This window comes from Acinetobacter sp. YH12233, assembly GCF_013417725.1.
Lineage (GTDB): Bacteria > Pseudomonadota > Gammaproteobacteria > Pseudomonadales > Moraxellaceae > Acinetobacter.
This window is the reverse complement of sequence record NZ_VPDK01000036.1, coordinates 1-19,355: the sequence shown is the minus strand read 5'-3', so window position 1 is coordinate 19,355 and position 19,355 is coordinate 1. Positions and strand designations below refer to the sequence as shown.

Annotated in this window: 19 protein-coding genes and 2 tRNA genes; 12 read left to right on the top strand and 9 right to left on the bottom strand. The window is 44.2% G+C overall.

The window, feature by feature from the left end:
• Positions 1-57: 57 nt before the first annotated feature.
• The 4 genes from hisA to hisB form a co-directional block, all read right to left on the bottom strand.
• Entirely contained in the window at positions 58-792 is a 735-nt protein-coding gene (gene hisA / locus FTV12_RS13250) for a 1-(5-phosphoribosyl)-5-[(5-phosphoribosylamino)methylideneamino]imidazole-4-carboxamide isomerase (protein WP_005232592.1), read from the bottom strand.
• Between the two features lie 222 nt (positions 793-1,014).
• On the bottom strand, positions 1,015-1,677 hold the full coding sequence (locus FTV12_RS13245) for a 3'-5' exonuclease (protein ID WP_180034195.1): 663 nt from the start codon (positions 1,675-1,677) through the stop codon (positions 1,015-1,017).
• A gap of 151 nt (positions 1,678-1,828) precedes the next feature.
• A complete protein-coding gene (hisH, locus tag FTV12_RS13240) occupies positions 1,829-2,446 on the bottom strand; it encodes an imidazole glycerol phosphate synthase subunit HisH (RefSeq protein ID WP_004781601.1) in 618 nt (205 codons plus the stop codon).
• Positions 2,446-3,039: an imidazoleglycerol-phosphate dehydratase HisB gene (gene hisB, locus FTV12_RS13235; protein WP_005232589.1), complete on the bottom strand. Its 594-nt coding sequence runs from the start codon at positions 3,037-3,039 to the stop codon at positions 2,446-2,448. Before hisB ends, hisH begins: the two co-directional genes overlap by 1 nt.
• A 96-nt stretch (positions 3,040-3,135) precedes the next feature.
• Here hisB and FTV12_RS13230 point away from each other — a divergent pair, with 96 nt between their 5' ends.
• From FTV12_RS13230 to tehB, 7 genes are all read left to right on the top strand, one after another.
• Positions 3,136-3,513 (top strand): GNAT family N-acetyltransferase, encoded by a 378-nt coding sequence (locus FTV12_RS13230; RefSeq protein ID WP_004781604.1) that lies wholly within the window; start codon positions 3,136-3,138, stop codon positions 3,511-3,513.
• Between the two features lie 201 nt (positions 3,514-3,714).
• Positions 3,715-3,790, top strand: a tRNA-Phe gene (locus FTV12_RS13225).
• 136 nt (positions 3,791-3,926) lie between these two features.
• Positions 3,927-4,002 (top strand) — tRNA-Phe (locus FTV12_RS13220).
• Between the two features lie 204 nt (positions 4,003-4,206).
• Positions 4,207-4,728 carry a hypothetical protein gene (locus tag FTV12_RS13215; protein WP_179991949.1) on the top strand — a complete coding sequence of 174 codons (522 nt, stop codon included), beginning with the start codon at positions 4,207-4,209 and terminating at the stop codon, positions 4,726-4,728.
• Between the two features lie 228 nt (positions 4,729-4,956).
• Entirely contained in the window at positions 4,957-5,457 is a 501-nt protein-coding gene (locus tag FTV12_RS13210) for a hypothetical protein (protein WP_180031031.1), read from the top strand.
• Positions 5,458-5,698: 241 nt separating this feature from the next.
• The gene (locus FTV12_RS13205; RefSeq protein WP_159123719.1) at positions 5,699-6,448 is read left to right on the top strand and encodes a hypothetical protein; all 750 of its coding nucleotides are present in this window, start codon (positions 5,699-5,701) and stop codon (positions 6,446-6,448) included.
• A 189-nt stretch (positions 6,449-6,637) separates the two neighbouring features.
• Positions 6,638-7,501: an SAM-dependent methyltransferase TehB gene (gene tehB, locus FTV12_RS13200; RefSeq protein ID WP_179991950.1), complete on the top strand. Its 864-nt coding sequence runs from the start codon at positions 6,638-6,640 to the stop codon at positions 7,499-7,501.
• Between the two features lie 104 nt (positions 7,502-7,605).
• On the opposite strand, the gene FTV12_RS13195 is transcribed toward tehB, so the two are convergent.
• From FTV12_RS13195 to fadB, 4 genes are all read right to left on the bottom strand, one after another.
• Positions 7,606-8,112, bottom strand: a complete 507-nt coding sequence (locus FTV12_RS13195; protein ID WP_180034194.1) for a hypothetical protein — start codon at positions 8,110-8,112, stop codon at positions 7,606-7,608.
• A gap of 173 nt (positions 8,113-8,285) precedes the next feature.
• Positions 8,286-9,110: a hypothetical protein gene (locus FTV12_RS13190; protein WP_166136827.1), complete on the bottom strand. Its 825-nt coding sequence runs from the start codon at positions 9,108-9,110 to the stop codon at positions 8,286-8,288.
• 137 nt (positions 9,111-9,247) lie between these two features.
• Positions 9,248-10,420 (bottom strand): acetyl-CoA C-acyltransferase FadA, encoded by a 1,173-nt coding sequence (gene fadA / locus FTV12_RS13185; RefSeq protein ID WP_180017513.1) that lies wholly within the window; start codon positions 10,418-10,420, stop codon positions 9,248-9,250.
• A 12-nt stretch (positions 10,421-10,432) separates the two neighbouring features.
• Entirely contained in the window at positions 10,433-12,583 is a 2,151-nt protein-coding gene (fadB, locus tag FTV12_RS13180) for a fatty acid oxidation complex subunit alpha FadB (RefSeq protein ID WP_180034193.1), read from the bottom strand.
• A gap of 489 nt (positions 12,584-13,072) precedes the next feature.
• On the opposite strand from fadB, the gene lpxO reads away from it, so the two are divergent.
• Together lpxO and FTV12_RS13170 are read left to right on the top strand one after the other, a co-directional pair.
• Entirely contained in the window at positions 13,073-13,990 is a 918-nt protein-coding gene (gene lpxO / locus FTV12_RS13175) for a lipid A hydroxylase LpxO (RefSeq protein WP_166136817.1), read from the top strand.
• Between the two features lie 108 nt (positions 13,991-14,098).
• Positions 14,099-14,515 carry a PH domain-containing protein gene (locus tag FTV12_RS13170; protein WP_159123727.1) on the top strand — a complete coding sequence of 139 codons (417 nt, stop codon included), beginning with the start codon at positions 14,099-14,101 and terminating at the stop codon, positions 14,513-14,515.
• Here the strand turns inward: FTV12_RS13170 and FTV12_RS13165 are convergent.
• Complete coding sequence (locus tag FTV12_RS13165) at positions 14,512-15,576, bottom strand: AAA family ATPase (RefSeq protein ID WP_180034192.1); 1,065 nt, start codon at positions 15,574-15,576, stop codon at positions 14,512-14,514. The two genes, FTV12_RS13170 and FTV12_RS13165, sit on opposite strands and share 4 nt — an antisense overlap.
• Positions 15,577-15,800: 224 nt before the next feature.
• Here FTV12_RS13165 and uvrC point away from each other — a divergent pair, with 224 nt between their 5' ends.
• The 3 genes from uvrC (at position 15,801) to pgsA (ending at position 19,208) form a co-directional block, all read left to right on the top strand.
• Complete coding sequence (gene uvrC, locus FTV12_RS13160) at positions 15,801-17,600, top strand: excinuclease ABC subunit UvrC (RefSeq protein WP_180034191.1); 1,800 nt, start codon at positions 15,801-15,803, stop codon at positions 17,598-17,600.
• Positions 17,601-17,718: 118 nt separating this feature from the next.
• Positions 17,719-18,513 (top strand): thioesterase family protein, encoded by a 795-nt coding sequence (locus tag FTV12_RS13155; protein ID WP_180034190.1) that lies wholly within the window; start codon positions 17,719-17,721, stop codon positions 18,511-18,513.
• A gap of 107 nt (positions 18,514-18,620) precedes the next feature.
• Entirely contained in the window at positions 18,621-19,208 is a 588-nt protein-coding gene (gene pgsA / locus FTV12_RS13150; RefSeq protein ID WP_004781631.1) for a CDP-diacylglycerol--glycerol-3-phosphate 3-phosphatidyltransferase, read from the top strand.
• The last annotated feature ends 147 nt before the right edge of the window (positions 19,209-19,355 follow it).

Genomic DNA, 19,355 nt, shown 5'->3' with positions numbered 1-19,355 from the left:
CAAAAAAATTGAACAATAAAAAAAGAGGTTCACAGACCTCTTTTTCAGCAGACGCTATTATAGCGCTTCTTGTTCATCCAGCAATAATTGTGCTTCACGTAGATTTAAAGTGCCTTCATAGATCGCACGACCGGTAATCGCACCTAAAATGCCAGGCTGATCTTTCAGGTTACGCACGTCATCCATATTGGTTACACCACCTGAAGCAATTACAGGCAGACCTGAATATTGTGCCAGATGTACAGTTTGCTCAATGTTGACACCCTGCATCATGCCATCACGGGCAATATCAGTATAAACAATACTAGACACGCCAGCATCCGCAAAACGTTTTGCCAGATCAGTCGCTTTTACATCAGTCACATTCGCCCAGCCATCGGTTGCTACCATGCCGTTCATGGCATCGATACCCACAATAATATGGCCTGCAAATTTTTTGCATGCTTCTTCCACAAATTCAGGATTTTGCACTGCTTTTGTACCAATAATCACAAAAGATACACCTGCTTCCAGATAATGCTCGATAGTTTCCAGTGAGCGGATTCCGCCACCAATCTGGATAGGCAATTCTGGCTGTGATTTGGCAATGGCTTCTACCACTGGCTTATGAATCGGTGTACCTGCGAAAGCACCATTTAAATCTACTAAATGCAAGCGGCGAGCGCCTTCATTTACCCAATGCTGTGCTGTTGCCACCGGATCGTCAGAAAATACGGTATCGTCTTCCATACGACCTTGTTTTAAACGGACACATTTGCCATCTTTCAGGTCAATTGCAGGGATGATCAGCATGCTTTCGCTCCTTGCTTAATCTTTAGAATGAATTTCAGTGAGTTCATCTTAGCAAATAAAGTCGAAATTTCTAACTCTTAAACGGTATGAAAAAAGAAAACCTGTCTGAAGATATGCTGGAGTGACAGGATTTTATTCTTCAATTTTTTTATTCTTTGCAATACTCCTGATGGAGTCTGATATCAAAATGATATTTCGCTAGAAAACTGATCTTCTGTTTGTTCAAATTTTTGAATGCGGGCGAATTTTCAATTTTAGTGAAGTATTGGGAACTTCCTTGGGTCCCAAGCCACGGTGCAGCAATTCTTCAAAGACCAGTAAAGGTGCATAGGCATCTGCAGCCGCATATTCAATTTGTGCCTGACTGAGATGTTTTTTCGCCCAGTTCGATGTCGTAACCCGTTTTGATTTAGGAAAATTCACCTGAAATAGCAAAGCCATCGCATTTTTTAATCCAAGAGGATTTTTAATGCCGAACGCACCAAAGCACTTTGACAGTTCAATCACACTGTTCAGCTCAATGCCTCTTTTACGGAAAAGATGCGCATCATTTTTCAGGCCAAAACCAACTTTAATCTGGTCTCGATTGGCAAAAATCGGTTTCAGAAAATCCCAAATGGCAGCATTCATCTGAAACAGGTAGGCCTTTTCCAGAGTGGCCAGCTGAATCAGATGCGGACCAGTAGAAACTTCACCGACCTTGAATGTGGGTTTAGATTCAGTGTCCAGACCAAAGACCGCGATCTGCTCAAGTTCTTCGCGTAGAGCTTCACATTGCTGAATGCTGTTAATCACCACAATATTTTCAGGCGCGATATTTTGAAAAGGTGGAAAATTTGCTATTGCCTCTTTACTCGGCAGAATATCGTTAAGCTGGGTATCCATGATTAAAGCATCTTCCATTGATGAATATTCGGGTTGAATAGAGCATACCTTAGAGAAGGAAGCTTGGATGTGAATTATTTTTCAAAAATAAAATTTTAAGCTGTAGCCCATAAAAAAGCCCGCATGATGCGAGCTTTTTGAATGTATTGGATTAGATATTCCAATCCACAAAGTTTTTTAGCAATTGAAGGCCTGCAGTATGGCTCTTTTCAGGATGGAACTGAGTCGCAAACAGGTTGTCTTTATGCAGAGCAGTACAGAAATCAATACCATAGTTACAGGTCGCTGCCACGATACTTGGATCTTGTGGTTCCACATAGTAACTGTGCACGAAATAGAAACGTGCATCCTGAGCAATGTCTTTCCACATTGGATGGCTTGGATCGGCCTGATGTACTTGGTTCCAGCCCATATGCGGCACTTTTAAACCTGCCATTTCCGGGAAGTGTTTCACTTCACCTGCAAAAATGCCCAGTGCATCCGCACCGCCATTTTCTTCAGAGCGTTGCATCAGGGCCTGCATACCGACACAGATCGCCAATACCGGTTTGTTAAACACGGCATTACGTACCACTTCATCAATTCCGGCTTCATGCATGCCTTGCATGCAGTCACGCATTGCACCCACACCCGGAAAAACGATTTTGTCGGCTTGGGCAATCAGTTTTGGATCATTAGTCACATCTACCGTTGCACCGACGTGTTCAAGTGCTTTGGCTGCTGAGTGTAGGTTTCCCATGCCATAGTCAAGAAGGGCAATACGGGTCATTACAAGGTACCTTTGGTTGAAGCAACAGTATTCGCAGCACGTGGATCAACTTCACATGCCATACGCAGTGCACGGGCAAATGCCTTAAATACACTTTCGATCTGGTGGTGACTGTTTTTACCTTTCAGGTTGTCAATGTGTACAGTCATCAGCGAGTGGTTGACAAAGCCCTGGAAAAACTCAGAAAACAGGTCTACATCAAAACGGCCAATCATGGCACGGGTAAATGGAATGTCCATAAACAGACCCGGACGGCCAGACAGATCCACCACGACACGGCTTAAAGATTCATCAAGCGGCGCATAGAAGTGTCCATAACGACGTAGGCCCTTTTTATCACCCAAAGCCTGAGCGAAGGCTTGACCTAAGGTAATACCACAGTCTTCTACGGTATGATGGTCATCAATTTCCAGATCTCCATCACAATGAATATCAATATCAAACAGACCATGTCGCTTGATTTGATCAATCATATGATCTAAAAATGGAATACCAGTGTTTAAAGTGCCTTGACCAGTACCATCGAGGTTCAAACGAACTCGAATTTTGGTTTCGTTGGTATTTCTTACCACTTCACTGATACGATCTGTCATAGACACGTTCCTCAAATACGTCAAAATGATTGATGTAGAAAATATTTTCGCCGTGACGACGTCACCGCATATTAGATTGCTCAGGAGGGTTTATCAATGCCTATTACCGTACATGCTTATACTTCTCTAGAAAACGACGAAGTGCGCAGCCAGCTTGAGCGACTGTATGACACTAGCCCTGAATTTAGTGATGGGGCAGATGCCATTGAACATCTAGAGCAAAACCTTGCACAGTATACCTTACTTTATACCGCAGAATTTAACACCAAAATCATCGGTGCCATCTGGTGCACAGGACAAGGCGAAAGCCGGACCCTGGAAAATATTGTGGTGCATCCGGCCAACCGTGGACGCGGGGTTGCAGAAAGGCTGGTGAGTGAGGCATGCCGCATGGAAGAGGAAAAAGGAGTAAAAGCATTCGTACCGGGATGCGGGGCCATTCACCGATGTCTGGCAAATCTTGAAAAAATTTAAATATAGATAAATTTCAAGCAGCCTTCGGGCTGCTTTTTTTGTAAATACCGGATTCAATTTATTTTATTAGTCAGGTATTTGCTGAAAATATGAAAATATTGCTGTATAAACATGCAAATCGATGGAAAAGTAAACATTTGATGATTTTTATACGTTATGTACTTGACGATTAAGAGCTGAAACTGTTTAATACGCGACATCGGCGTGATAGCTCAGTTGGTAGAGCAACGGATTGAAAATCCGTGTGTCCCCAGTTCGATCCTGGGTCTCGCCACCATATTCAAAACGATTTTAAAGTTTTCAATCCCTGATCCCATCAGGGATTTTTTTTAGGCCAAAATTCAGACACTCAATCTTTTTTTTCATAATTTCGATTGACTAATGTGTCCAGATACGGCTTAATACACCGCATCGGCGTGATAGCTCAGTTGGTAGAGCAACGGATTGAAAATCCGTGTGTCCCCAGTTCGATCCTGGGTCTCGCCACCATATTCGAAAAAACCTCAAACAATGTTTGAGGTTTTTTTTCGCCTGTGATTTTTGATTCAGCCTAAGAATTAACTTGTTTTGCCATTCATCTGAGCAGGAATGAGTTCTCAAAATAATCAAGGTAATCTAATAGATAATTAAATACAGACTTTAGCAACCGATAAAGGCACTCAGGTTGTGAAATTTGAAGTAGGGGGAAAGCCCATGAATAGTCTAAAAACATCTTTATTTGGGATTCTGTTAGGTACATTGAGCATAGCAGTACATGCAGAAGAACAGAAACCGGTACTTACCTTACCGACGATGACCATTATGGCTGAACCTGAAATGAGTAATGAGACTGGCTATGTCCCGTTTATTGAGAATGAAGCCAATCGTCTTGCCTTGCAGCATCAGGTAATCCGGGGAACTAAGGATGCAGAAAATTTTATGGTCAATCCAAATGTGCTGGCAAACCTCGATATTAAGCCGACCCAAGCTCCAGATTTGAGTTTACTGTCACCTGCACTGCAACAGTATGTGATGACCATTGCCCAGGGCTTACAATCTGGTGATCCAACCCAGGGGCTATATACACTGCTGGAGAATGTCGGGATCGATCGTAGCAGCAGCTTGCAACCAGGACGCGGTCTTCAACTACAGATTAATCTGGACAAGGTGAATCTGGGCTTATTAGAAAACTACAACAATCCATCTCCTGTAGCGCAATTTCCAAGATCTCCTTAAAGGATGAGCCAGTAATGCAAATCAATCCCCATATTGGGGATTTTTGCTTTTTTAAATCTAACTTCTGAATAATTCATATTTTTTAGGAGCTTTGCTCCTGATTTGCTGGTTGGCTTTATGAGGGTGTAATGGATTCGATTGACCGTTTATCAAACTTAACAATAAGAAGCTGTATTACTTGTAAGATTTAATCTGACGCTTTCCCTTTTCCAACCGAGGGGTAATAAGATGAATCTCCTAAAATCCATTCAAAGCTTGGGCCTGATGCTGACCTGTACTGCTTTTACTCTCCCTGTACTGAGTCATGCAGCTCCTGCTCATTCTGAAGCAACGGTACTTCCCACCTTAACTGTCATGGCAGAGCCTGAAATGCGTGCTGTGACGGAAATAACGCCTTATCAGGAAGGTGCCAGCCAGCGTAAGGCTTTGCAGATGCGCCTGATGAAAATTGAACGCGATATCCAGGCTTATAGTGTCGATGGTGATGTCGTTGCAAATATTGACATGGGGGCAGCAGCGCCTAATCCAGATCTGGACAGTCTGCCTACTGTGTTCCGGGAATATGTACTGGCAGTAGCGCAAGGCTTGCAGTCCTCAGATCCAAGAAATGGAATCTATGTAATTCTGCAACCTTTCGGTATTGACCGGAATGCAACCAATGTCCAGATCGTCCGGGAACAGTTTGATCCGAATCGGCTTGAGCTCAGGCTGCCTTTTGGTTCGCGCTAGCACACAATCCGATGGGCCAGGCTGATCAGATCAGTCAGTTCTGCCATAGCTAGGTCACGTCATGAAGAAAGGAAGTCTGAAAACTTATTTCCTTTCTTCAGACTTTTTACTGGGTTCATTTTTTCAGTATTGAGGAAGCACGTTCACAAATGTGAAAAGCTCTATGTCTTGAATTATGCTGGAAAAATAAGCATAGTGTAAAAAATCAACAAGATCTGGATGACAGACCTGGAGCGTGTAGATGCCCCGTGTTTTTATGATTATCGCTGGAGTGGTACTGGCAATTTTGATCTGGTTATTTTATCAAAATTCTGTAGAGCAGAAACAGCAGGCCGATTTGCAAGAATATGAAACGGTACTGGAAGAAAAAACTGGATCTATTTTGCAACAGGCACAGGATTGGTCTAAACCGATTCAGATTGATCTGGAAGATGATCGTCTGGATGGGGATTATGCCGTGATGGCCCAATTTATTCTGGGTCAGATGCGTGATCGTGCCGAGGCTCGCAATCAGTATTTACGTGACCTCAAAGCAGCGGACTGGGATCGTTTTCTGGACATTGACCGTTTAGCCAAAGATCAAGCCCAAGACTATAAAGAAACCGAAGCCATGCTGAAGCGTGTGCATGAAATTGTCGATGGTTATGAACAGACAATTCAACAGCGGGCAACCCAGCAGTTAGAGCAGGTGAAACAGCTGGACATTAAAAACCGCTATCGTCAGCAGCTGGCAGATAATCTGAAAGCCAATCAGCAGCAGGATAATGCCCATGCAATTTTTGAAATTGAAAAACAGAGTCTGGCCAAAGCAGACCAGCTATTTCTGGTGCTGAAAAACAATAAATGGGAAAAGAAAAACCAGACCTTTATGTTCTATGAAGATGCACCCTTAAAGCAATTCAATAAGCTGTATCAGGAAATAGTGCAGCTCAATCAGCAAATGACTCAAGTGGATCAGCAGGCACTTAAAGAGGCAGAGAACAAACTCTAAGTATAAGGATCTTATGATTTCTTATCTCTAAATGACATGATGTTTTTCTGTCAGAATTAGTCTTGTTGCATTGCTTACATCAAAGATGTGCCAGTTCTCATTGGTAATAGAACCCGCTATGCTTAAGAAAAATGAATATCCAGAAGCATGCTTGCAGACGGAAAGCGAGAATAGGGAGCACAATCTTTTATGCAACAATTGAAATGTTATAAAGAATTTCCGGTCTGGATGCAGCAAGCTATCCCACAAGGGTTCAAGCAGCCACACAATACCAAAGCAGGCACTTGGGCAAAGCTGACTGTGCTCAAAGGTGAGCTGCATTTTGCCATGCTGGATCCGTCAGGTCATATACAGTCTGAACATGTATTTACGCCAGAGCAGCAACCACCGTTCATTGAGCCACAGGCATGGCATAAGATTATTTCTGCCAGTGAAGATGCAGAATGTCAGCTGCGTTTTTACTGCAAACCTGAGGATTACTTTAACAAGAAATATCAGCTAAGCCCGACCCATTCGGAAATTCTGGCAGCTATGCCGTATTTAAAGGGTGGTCGTGCGCTGGATGTCGGTTGTGGTTCAGGCCGCAATTCGTTGTATTTGAGTCAGAACAGTTTTGAAGTCGACGCCTGGGATGTGAATGAAAATAGTCTACAGACCTTAAGACAGATCATTCAGAATGAAGAAATCGGGAATATTCAGGTTCAGCAACGGGATTTAAATCTTGACCCCAGTATTCAGGGTCAATATGACTTCATTTGCTGTACAGTGGTGATGATGTTCCTGCAGGCCGATACCATTCCACCACTTATTGCACAGATGCAGCAGGCGACAGTGCCGGGCGGTTATAACCTGATTGTCTGTGCGATGGATACCGATGATATTCCGGTACAGCCAGACTTTCCGTTTAGTTTTAAGCCGGGACAGCTTAGTGCCTATTATGAAGGCTGGAATCTGGTGAAATATAATGAAAATGTCGGTGAATTACACCGAGTAGATGAGCAGGGCAACCGGATCAAGCAGCATTTTGCGACCATGCTAGCCCGAAAGGTCTAATAAGAGATTTATAGGTCTTTATATTTTTGACTTTAAATCTGAAAGAGCCAAAAAACAAAAAAAAGATGTCACTCGGACATCTTTTTTTATGGATTTAAAATATCTTAAGCAGATTTTTTAAACCAAGAGAACCAGCCTTTTTTCTCGGCTTTTACAGCTGCTTCGGCAGGTGCTGCTTTTACTTCTTCAGCTTTTGCTACAGTTGCTTCTTTTACTTCAGCAGTTTTTACAGCTGCATCAGTTTTCACGGCTTCTACTTTAGAATCCGCTACTTTTTTCATATCTGCAGGTGCAGCTTTTGCAGCTTCTACTTTTTGAGCCGCTTCAGTTTTTGCTGCTTCTTTAGTTTGAGCAGCTTGTTGTTGAGTTGCTTCTACTTTAGCGACAGCCGCTTGTTTCTCAGCAGTAGCTTTGGCAGCAGAGTCTTGTGCTTTAACAGTCGCAGTCGCTACTTTTGCTTGTGCAGGCGCAGTTGCTTGTTGAGCAGTTTGAGCGGCAACAGTTTTTGCTTGTTCTTTCATTGCAGCAACAGGAGAAACTGTTGCAGAAGCCATAGTAGAAGCTGAAGTTGCAACGATTGCAGTTGCTAGAAGTGTTTTAAGCATTTTCATGCATAACCCCATAAATAAAGGAGAGAAATGTGGGGTTATGATACGCCTGTCAAATATAAGTGGCTGATGGATAAGTTTTTATTGGTTGAATATTCAACTAAATTTACAAAGGGATAACATTCTTTTAAATAAAAAACCCTGTTATTAAACAGGGTTTTTTATTTATTTCTATTTTAAAGACCCAAAGGTTTTAGCATATTTGGTGTCGTTACGCTAACTGGGCCGGTCTGATAAAGTTTTCCATCGAATTTTTGATGCTTAGACCATAAAATTTGTTTCTTATCCAAATCAACATAAGAAAGTACATAGTATTGGCCTTCTGTAGGTACTGGATCATCTGCTACAACTACACCCATTGTTAAAACTGCGAAAGCAGCTGTGCCGGCAATATTACCAATCCGTTTTCCTAAAGAAGGCTGTTGTCCTAAGACCTGGATGACCAGAACCTTAGATGTGCCTAACACAGGCTTGAGATGGTCAGTTAGGCGATCTGTAATATCAATATCTACAGGTTGATAGTTATTGCTTAACGCATAACGCCCATGGCTGGCTTTAAAACTCTTTTGAAGCAGCAGTTGGATACTTGCACCATCCAGATCAGTAATTGCAGGTTGGTTGGCTGCCAAAACAGGATAAGTGCCTAAATATTCAGGTTGCGACTCTAAAGTATTACGTTTTTTATAAGTCTGAATGGTACGCTTTTCAAAGAAACCGCAATGTGTTGGCTGGAAGGTTTTGGTCACTTGAACCGCATTCTGGTTTAACTGTTTTACCAATGATTGAGATATTGCTTCGGCAGTACGATTAGATTGATCCAGTAAAATATGACTGTCACCAAGTTCTTTACGTAGTAGGCAGGCATCTGTCAAGATAGCCACAGGTTGGGTTTTAAATTCTTTTTGAATTCTTGCAAAGTAATCAGATTGTGGTGCTTTTGGTGTGCTGGCACATCCTACCAAGCTTAGACTCAGAACTGTAAATGCTAAATATTTTTTCATAATTATTTTAAATTTATATTTAATATTCAACTTTATCATAAATAAGGCTATGTGTATTTTACAAAACTTTGAATGAATAGTTCGCAATAAAGAAACCCCGCAATAAGCGGGGTTTTCTGTCTCGAATTATTTAAGAATTAAACACGTTCGATCACTGTTGCAATACCTTGACCTAGGCCGATACACATCGTCGCAAGACCGATTTGCGTATCTTGTTGCTCCATTACGTTTAGCAATGTCGTCGTGATACGCGCGCCAGAACAACCAAGCGGGTGACCCAACGCAATCGCGCCACCATTTAAGTTAATGATGTCTTGCTTCTCATAAACACCTAAGCCTTTCATCACTGATAAGCCTTGAGCAGCAAACGCTTCATTTAACTCGATGGTTTGGATATCTGCCATGCTTAAGCCAGCACGTTTAAGCGCTTTTTGAGTTGCAGGTACAGGACCATAACCCATGATTGCAGCATCACAACCTGCAACCGCCATAGAGCGGATCACAGCACGTGGTTTCAAACCAAGTGCTTGAGCACGTTCAGCAGACATTAACAGCATTGCAGATGCACCGTCAGACAATGCTGAAGATGTAGCAGCAGTCACTGTACCGCCTTTCGGATCGAATACTGGACGCAAAGATTTGAACGATTCAAGGTTCGCATCTGGACGGATCACTTCATCGATATCACACAAGATTTTGTAGCCATCTGCATTATGACCTTCAATGCCTACGATCTCGTTCTGGAACAGACCATTTTCAGTTGCAGCCCAAGCACGACGGTGAGATTCAACACCAAACGCATCCTGTTCTTCACGAGTAATGCCGTTCATGCGACCTAGCATTTCAGCAGTCAGGCCCATCATATTTGATGCTTTTGCGTAGTGCTTAGATGCAGCAGGGTTCAGGTCGATGCCGTGCATCATGCCTACGTGGCCCATGTGCTCTACACCACCGATGATGAAGATATCACCCTGGTTAGTCGCAATCTGTGCAGCCGCAGTGTGGATTGCCTGCATAGAAGAACCACACAGACGGTTAACCGTTTGACCTGCAACAGTCTTAGGAAGATCAGCTAACAATGCGATGTTACGCGCAATGTTCATCCCTTGTTCCAGAGTCTGGTTCACACAGCCCCAGATTACATCTTCAACTTCATTCGGGTCGAATTCGTTACGAACCATCAACGCACGGATAAGTTCAGCTGACATGCTGTCGGCACGTACATTGCGGAACATACCGTTTTTCGATTTGCCCATGGCAGTACGTACGCCATCAACAATCACAACGTCACGTGGATTTAAAGTAGCCATTCACGTCACTCCTTAACCGTAGAATTTTTTGTTGTTAGCAGCCATGTCGCGCAATGATTGCGGCGCTTCATAAGCCTTACCTAAGTGCGCGTATTTGTCGCAAAGTGCAACATACTCAGCTACACCAGTTTGGTCGATATAACGGCATGGACCACCACGGAATGGAGGGAAGCCTACACCCATGATCATCGCCATATCTGCTTCAGCCGGAGTTGCAACAATGTTGTCTTCCAGGCAACGAACAGTTTCGTTACAGAAAGCCAGCATCATACGGTCAATGATCTCTTGAGGATCAAATTCACGTTTTTCAGCAGTTGCAACAGATGCCACAAGCTCGTATGCAGTTGGATCAACCACTTTGGCTTTTTTGCCTTTACGGTCAAGTTCGTATTTGTAGAAACCAACGTCATTCTTTTGACCCAGACGGTTGTTTTCGTACATCACTTGGATCGAACCTTTGAAATCAGGTTTCATACGATCCGGGAAGCCTTCAGCCATCACTTCTGCACCGTGAACGCCAGTATCGATACCAACCACGTCCATCAGGTAAGCAGGACCCATAGGCCAGCCGAATTTTTCCATCACTTTATCGATTTGCTGGAAGTCAGCACCATCTTTCAGTAACAGGTCAAATGCACCGAAGTAAGGGAACAGTACGCGGTTTACCAGGAAGCCCGGGCAGTCATTCACTACGATTGGTGTTTTACCCATTTTCTGAGCAAGAACAACAGTCGTTGCAATCGCTTCAGCAGAAGTCTTCTCACCACGAATCACTTCCACCAGTGGCATCATGTGTACCGGGTTAAAGAAGTGCATACCCACGAAGTTCTCTGGACGTTCCAGATTTTCAGCCAGACGCGTGATTGAAATCGTAGAGGTGTTTGACGCAATGATCGTGTTTTCACGTACTTTAGATTCAGTTTCTTTCAGTACGATGCCTTTCACTTTCGGGTTTTCAGTTACTGCTTCGATCACGATGTCGACTTCTTTAAACTCGTCATAGCTTAAAGTAGGACGGATGCGAGCAAGGGTTTCACCCATTTGCGCCGGCTTCATCTTCTTGCGTTCAACCTGCTTGGTCAGCAGTTTGTTTGCTTCAGACATACCCAGTGCAAGTTGCTGGTTACCGATGTCTTTCATGATGATTGGAGTGCCTTTGCTTGCCGCCTGGTAAGCAATACCACCACCCATGATCCCTGCGCCTAGAACGGCAGCCTGGTTCACTGGATGTGCACCTTGTTCATATTTCTTAGAAGTTTTCTTCACAACCTGGTCGTTCAGGAACAGACCGATTAACGCACCTGCTTGTGGAGTTACCGCAGCTTTCGCAAAGCCTTGAGCTTCAACTTTTAACGCTTCATCGCGGTATAAGCTTGCACCTGCCTGAAGAGAATCAAGCAATAGTTTTGGCGCTGGGTATTGAGCAGGGTTTGCTTTTGCAAGAACCGCACCTTTCGCCGTATTGAACGCCATCATTTGCTCAAGCATGTTCAGCTTGATTGGATCCAGTTTTTCCTGGCGTTTTGTTTGCCAGTCTAAACGACCGTGAATTGCCTGTTTCAACAGGTCAATCGCAGCATCTTTCAGTTTGTCTGCAGCCACAACCGCATCAACAGCACCATCTTTCAGTGCAGCAGCCGGTTTTTTCGGAGTAGCCATGGCCATCCATTCAACTGCATTGTCGATACCGATCAGACGGCTTAAACGAACCGTACCACCGAAACCAGGGAAGATACCAAGTTTGATTTCAGGCAGGCCGACTTGCGCCTGTTCTGACATCACACGGTAGTCACAGACTAAGCACATCTCGAAACCGCCACCTAGTGCCATACCGTTAATCGCGGCAACTTTAGGAATGTCCAGGTCTTCGAAGCTGTTAAAAATTTCATGAACTGGTAGTGCCCAGTCAACAATTGCCTGTTCGCCTTGAGCAAAGTTATCGCCGAACTCAGTAATGTCAGCACCTACAATAAATGTAGACTTGCCTGAAGTCACGATTAAACCCTGAATGTCAGCAGCGGAAACTGCGTCAATCGCAGCCTTGAAATCTTCAATCGTTGCACGGTTGAATTTGTTAACCGACTCACCTTGTAAGTCAAAGCGGAATTCTGCAATTCCGTCCTCAAGCATTTGGACGGTAATGGCATTGCCAGCGTGGATCATGCCCTGATCTCCTTTATTTTGGAGGACTTCTAAGTTGATGTTGTGAAGCAAGCGCGCATTTCCCGCGCACTTTTTTACTTCGCTAATCTTACGATAACTATATCCAAAAAGAACAACACAAGTTGTATCAAGCCGTGACGCAAGGGTCATCAATTTTCATCGCTCAATCAAGGCGTTGTCATGTCCGGAATACAGTGAACCGTTATCGCAGTGTAATGAAGTTATTGTTTCAATTTCACTTTTTTATTGCTGTCGCGCTGTTTTTATAACGTAAATTGACCAGATAGGGAATGTTTGCTGTGTGGTGTTTTGGTCAAAATAGTCAATTGAGATTCAAATTATTCGATACGGATGTAAGAAAATGTATGCAACGCTGTGTTCTACAAGCGGGTAGGGAGAGCAAAAGCAGCTTTGTTATAATGCGGCCCAGATGTGACTTTTTTATTTTTCCCCGTTCTTTTTTAGGGCTAGGATTTTTTGGGTATTGATATGCTTAAGTGGATTATTTTGGCCATCTTTGTCATCTCAGCGTTATATATTCAGCGACGTGGCACAGTTCGGCATTCTTTTTATCGCCAGTTTTTTGACCATTCGACCCTGTTTGCACCGATCAATTTTCTGATGTACGCCTTTTCACGCGTACCGAATCAGCCTTATATCGATACGCAGCATTTTAAAGACCTAAAAGTGCTGGATGAAAACTGGGAAATGATTCGTGACGAAGCACAGGCACTCTATCAGAAAGGCGGGATCAAGGCTTCGAGCAAATATGATGACCTGGGGTTTAACTCATTTTTTAAGACTGGCTGGAAACGCTTCTATTTAAAATGGTATGACTCGGCGCATCCCTCTGCAGCAGAACTCTGCCCAAAAACTACCGCCTTGCTCAAAACTTTGCCTACCATTAAAGCGGCCATGTTTACCGAGCTGGCACCCGATAGCCGTTTGGTCCGTCATCGTGACCCTTATGCCGGTTCATTGCGTTATCACTTGGGCTTAATGACCCCGAATGATGACCGCTGCTTTATCGATGTCGATGGTCAGCGTTATTCCTGGCGCGACGGCGAGAGCGTGGTATTTGATGAAACCTATATTCATTATGCCGAAAACAAGACTGACCAGAACCGGATCATTTTCTTTGCTGATGTCGAGCGACCTTTAAAAACCCGCTGGATGGAACGCTTCAACCACTGGTTTGGTAAAAAAGTGATGACAGCAGCCAGTTCACCGAATGAGGTTGGGGATCAGACTGGTGGCTTAAACAAAGTCTTTGGTTATGTCTATCAACTCCGGGTAAAAGCTAAAGCTTTAAAAGCACAGAACCGCCAGCTGTACTATTTCCTGAAATGGTTCCTGATGCTGGGTATTTTCTTCCTGATCTTTATTCGTCCTTATCTGTTTGCCTAAGCTGCAACATAAAAAATAAAGCGCCCACATGGGCGTTTTTTATTACTTGCAGAGATTCACCACATCATTCTGATTTTGTGTAAGATAAAACAAAATAGGGGGAAGATGATGCGTGTATTTCGTTCCAAAAAAGACTGGTGGCTGCTGGCATTTTTGATCTGTATGAGCGGTTTGTTATTGCAATTATTACTGACCATGCAGGCCAAAGGGACGATGGCTCAATATCCGGTGCATACCGCAGTCTATATACTTACAATCCTCTTGGTCTGGTGGCCGGTTTGGAGTACCCGTTATATCGTGCAGGATGGGCAGTTGATTATCAAAAGCTTGTGGCTGACCTGGCAAATTCCGCTTGGTTCGATTCAGAATATCCAGCCTACAGATCACTCAGAAATTGCACCTGCTTTGTCTTTCAAGCGTTTAAAAGTTAGCTATATGCTGGCAGATCAACAAAAGTATGTCCTGATTTCACCTAAAGACCCGGATGCATTGATTCAGGCGATTCAAGCACATCAAACAGTTTAATTGGAATCGGAGGCTTGAGGCTGAACTAGCAATTGACCATTAATGCAGTCCAGATGGAGTTGCAGTTGTTCTGGATGGTTCAGGAAATAAAGCGCTAAGATCGGTTCCAGTTCAGTCCGTATTTTTCGGCCCAGATGACGGGCGCCATAACGGATGTCATGACCCTGATAAAAATGGGCCTTGGCTGCATCAGTGAGGTGAATCTGTCGTTTCTGATGTTGCAGACGTTGATTTAATTTATCCAGCTCAATCTCAACCAGTCGTGGCAGGGCATCATTTTGGACAGCCTGATAGTGCAAGGTACGGTCAATCCGGTTTAAAAATTCAGGATCGAACTTGCGCTGCATGACTTTTTCAATAATCTGCTGGGTCGGTACTTTTTTCAGACATAGTTGCTGCATTTTTTGCGGCAGATAGCTGAGCTTTTCCAGATATTGTTGCGCGGCTTGTGCACCGACATTACTGGTCATAAAAATCATGCAATTACGAAAATCGATGGTTTTGGTACCAGCAGTCAACGTCAGTCGACCAGTATCCAGGACATTCATCAGGCCACGAATGACTTCAGTACTGGCTTTTTCCAGTTCATCAAACAGCATGATGCCGGGACGGGTATGGCTTCCGGCAATAGCGGTTTCATCAAACAGGCTATGGCCTTCTTTAGAGCCCACATAACCCGGAGGCGCGCCAGTCAGGGCAGCTGCATAATGTTCCTGCGCCAAAGTATTCATATCAATCCGGCAGAAAGCATCAGGACGGCCATAAATTGCTTCGGCAATCAGACGCACGGTCTCGGTTTTGCCGACACCGGTCGGGCCAAGCATTAAGGTAACCGAAAGCGGACGTTCAGGACTGGAAAAGTCAGCCTTGACCACATGCAGCATTTTTTCAATTTCATTTAAGGCGGCATCCTGACCGATGATCCGTTCCCGTAGCAACTGCATCACAGCCAGAGGTTCAAAATGAAAACGCGGTTTCCCAATTAAACGGTCACGCTCAGACTGGCTATGGCTAGAAGTGGCAGGTTGCACAACATGAATACCGGATTGGGAACTTGTCATCTTGGATCATCTCGAGATTGAACCTGTCGAGCATAGCAAAGTTAGTTCAGGCGACTTATAGCTTTTAGCAATCAGACGATATTGGGTTGCTTATAAATACGGCGGTCTGGGCATAACCTGTTTCACTTTCGATGACAGTTCGGGTGAATTTTGTGTCATCGCTTGAAAATGACACATTAAACATCACATATATCTGCATATTGCAGGTGAAAAATAGGTTTTAGGTGAACGAGAACGCACGCCCTCATATTGAAAAAATCTTGGCCAATATGACCACCTTACCCGGGGTCTACCGGATGTATGGCAAAGATGGCGAACTCTTATATGTGGGAAAAGCCAAGAACCTGAAAAATCGGGTATCTAGTTATTTTGTCAAAACCCTTGATCATCCCAAGACTCAAGCTTTGGTGGCACGGATTTATGACATTCAGACCTTGGTGGTGCGTTCAGAAACTGAAGCTTTATTGCTAGAGCAAAACCTGATCAAGCTGCATCGTCCACCGTATAACATCATGCTGCGTGATGACAAATCCTATGTCTATATTTTTGTCTCTGCAGACAAGCCCTATCCGCGGATTGCCAGCGGTCGTGGCAAGGGCAAACATCAGGTCGGCAAGTTCTTTGGACCTTATCCGAGTGCTTACAATGCCCGCGATACTTTGGTTATTCTGCAAAAATTATTCAATGTACGTTCTTGTGAGAATGGTTTCTTTGCCAATCGTACTCGACCTTGTTTGCAATATCAGATCAAGCGCTGTTCCGGCCCTTGTGTCGGCCTGATTTCATCTGAGGATTATCAGGAAGATGTCAATAATTCGATTCGCTTCCTGCAAGGTGATACCAAAGAGCTGAATCAGGAACTGATTGCCAAGATGGAAGCAGCCGCAGAAAATCTGGAATTTGAAAAGGCGGTATTTTATCGTGACCGGATGGCATTACTGCGTGATGTACAGGCCCAGCAGGCGATTTATAAAGTCAAAGGTGAGGCAGATATTCTGGCGATTGCCTACCAGGCAGGAGTAACTTGTGTGCAGATCATGCATGTGCGTAATGGCAAGATGCTCGGCGGTAAAGGCTATTTTCCGGATATGCTGAGTGACGATCTGGGACAAATGCTCTCGGATTTTATTGCCAACTTCTACTTCCAGGTTGCCGATGAAATTCCTTCTGAACTGATCGTAAATATTGAAATGCCAGATCGGAAGGAGCTGGAAGCCGCACTTTCTCAACATTTTGACAAGAAAATTCAGATCAAATCCAAAGTTCGGGAAACCCGTGCCGAATGGCTGGAACTTGCACAGATGAATGTGCAACATGCCATTCAGGGCAAGCTGGCCAATCACTTTGAGCTGAATGAACGTTTCCATCAGTTAGAGGAGGTCGTAGGACGGCCGGTAGATCGGATTGAGTGTTTCGATATCTCGCATACCATGGGTGAAGATACGGTTGCTTCTTGCGTAGTCTTTGATAGTGGAGGCGCGCGCAAACGCGATTATCGCCAGTTTTCTATCAATGATATTCAGGCGGGTGATGACTATGCCGCGATGCGTCAGGCCTTAACCCGTCGTTATAAAAAAGCCATGCTGCCAGATTTGCTGCTGATTGACGGTGGTAAAGGGCAATTGCATATGGCGATGGAAGTCATGCAGGAACTTGGGCTGGATGCCTTTATGGTCGGTGTGTCTAAAGGCGAAGGACGTAAGCCGGGTCTGGAAACCCTGCATTTTACCGATGGCGGTAAGATCCAGCTTCCAGAAGATCATAAGGCCCTGCATCTGATCCAGCAGGTACGTGATGAAGCTCACCGTTTTGCCATTACCCGCCATCGGGCCAAACGCGATAAAAAACGGGGTTCATCCGTATTGGAAGTGATCCCAGGATTAGGGCCGAAGCGCCGTCGTGATTTATTGACCCATTTTGGTGGGATTCAGGGTGTGCTTAAAGCTTCAGAAAAAGATCTGCAACTGGTACCGGGTCTGGGTTCGGTCATGGCCCGGATGATTTATAAAGTTCTGCATGAGTAATCGTTTTATATCAATTACAAGTGCAAAAATGCACATTGACCTTCGAGTCAAAGGTCATTTCTATTCATAGATTTTTCCAGCAATATATCGGTTCATCAGACAAAGTTGAAGGATCGATATGTCTTTGCAAACACTGTACGCACAAATTGCGCAGCAAGAATGGATTGAAATGCCGCCAGGCTGGGGACAAGGAAGAACCATCTACGGTGGACTTGCAGCTGCAGTCATGATGCAAAAAGCCGTGGTAATAATCAATGATCCTACTAAACGTTTGCTGAGTACCAGTGTGACTTTTGTTGGCCCGGTACAGGAAGGCAAAGCACGCCTAACTGCGGAAATTCTGCGTGAAGGCAAATCGGTCACTACCATCGAAGTGCGTCTATGGCAGGATGAGGCTGTTCAGAGCATTCTGATTGCCAGTTTCGGCGTAGCGCGCGATTCTAGCATTCAGGTACATCAGAAAATGCAGGCTCCGGATTATGCTCCTCCTGACGCCTTGTTTCAGATTCCTGCACAGTTCAAGCTTCCAAAGTGTTTTGATCATTTCGAACTCAGATGGGCGGATTTGAATCTGCCGTGCAGTTCAAGTGTACGTCCTGATTTTGAAGGCTGGTGCCGCTTCCATCCAGATCAACATTCTGACCGTGAATTTCAGTTAGCTGACCTGATGGCCATTTTTGACATCTGGCCACCTGGGGTGTTACCGATGTTTCAGACACTGGCCCCAGCGAGCAGCCTGACCTGGACTGTAACCTATGTGCATCCAGTGCAGCATCAGCTACATGATTGGTTTAAATATAAAGTGATTACCGACCATGCGGCTGACGGTTATTCAACAGAACATGCCTATCTGTGGGATGTAGAAAATCGGCTGATTGCGATGGCCAGACAGACAGTGACGGTGTTTGCCTAGTGACACTTCAAGTCAATTCGTATAAAGTGAAGCGTATTAATGATGGATTAAACCTCGAAAAAAGTGTGCATTTTCATCGTACATGAGGGGAACAATTGGCGGTGTCTATGACTACAGGTCGTATCCTGAATATTCCAAATATCTTGACCTTGGCTCGTATTATCCTGATTCCGGTTTTTTTATTGGTCGCATATTGGCCACCGGCAATGGGATTTAATGAAACCAGTCCTGATGTGACGCGGCATATTATCTTAACGACAATTTTTGTAGTGGCTGCAGTCACTGACTGGTTTGATGGTTATCTGGCGCGTACTCTGAATCAGACGTCTGCTTTTGGTCGTTTTTTGGATCCAGTTGCAGACAAGTTGATGGTCGCTGCTGCGCTTATTGTCTTAGTGCAATGGCAACCTTCGATCTCGATGGCTTTTGCAGCGATTGTGATTATTTCACGGGAAATTACAGTTTCAGCTTTACGTGAATGGATGGCTGAACTCGGTGCGCGTACCAGTGTGGCGGTGTCGACAGTGGGTAAATACAAAACCGCGTTCCAGATGATCGCAATTACGGTTTTCCTGCTGAACTGGCCACCGCTAGAAATGCTGGCTTATGCTTTGCTATATACAGCTGTGGTACTGACCTTATGGTCAATGTTTATTTATCTAAAAGCAGCCTGGCCATATCTGAAACAGCCTTAATCAATAAAAGCTCCTTAAAGGGTAATGCCAGTCAGTTAAGCAAATATTAGTAAAATGTAGTAAAAATGAGTGTATGTAAATACGCTCATTTTTTTATGACTTTATCTGAAAATTTAGATTGCACCCTTCAACATTCTTTACCTTCAC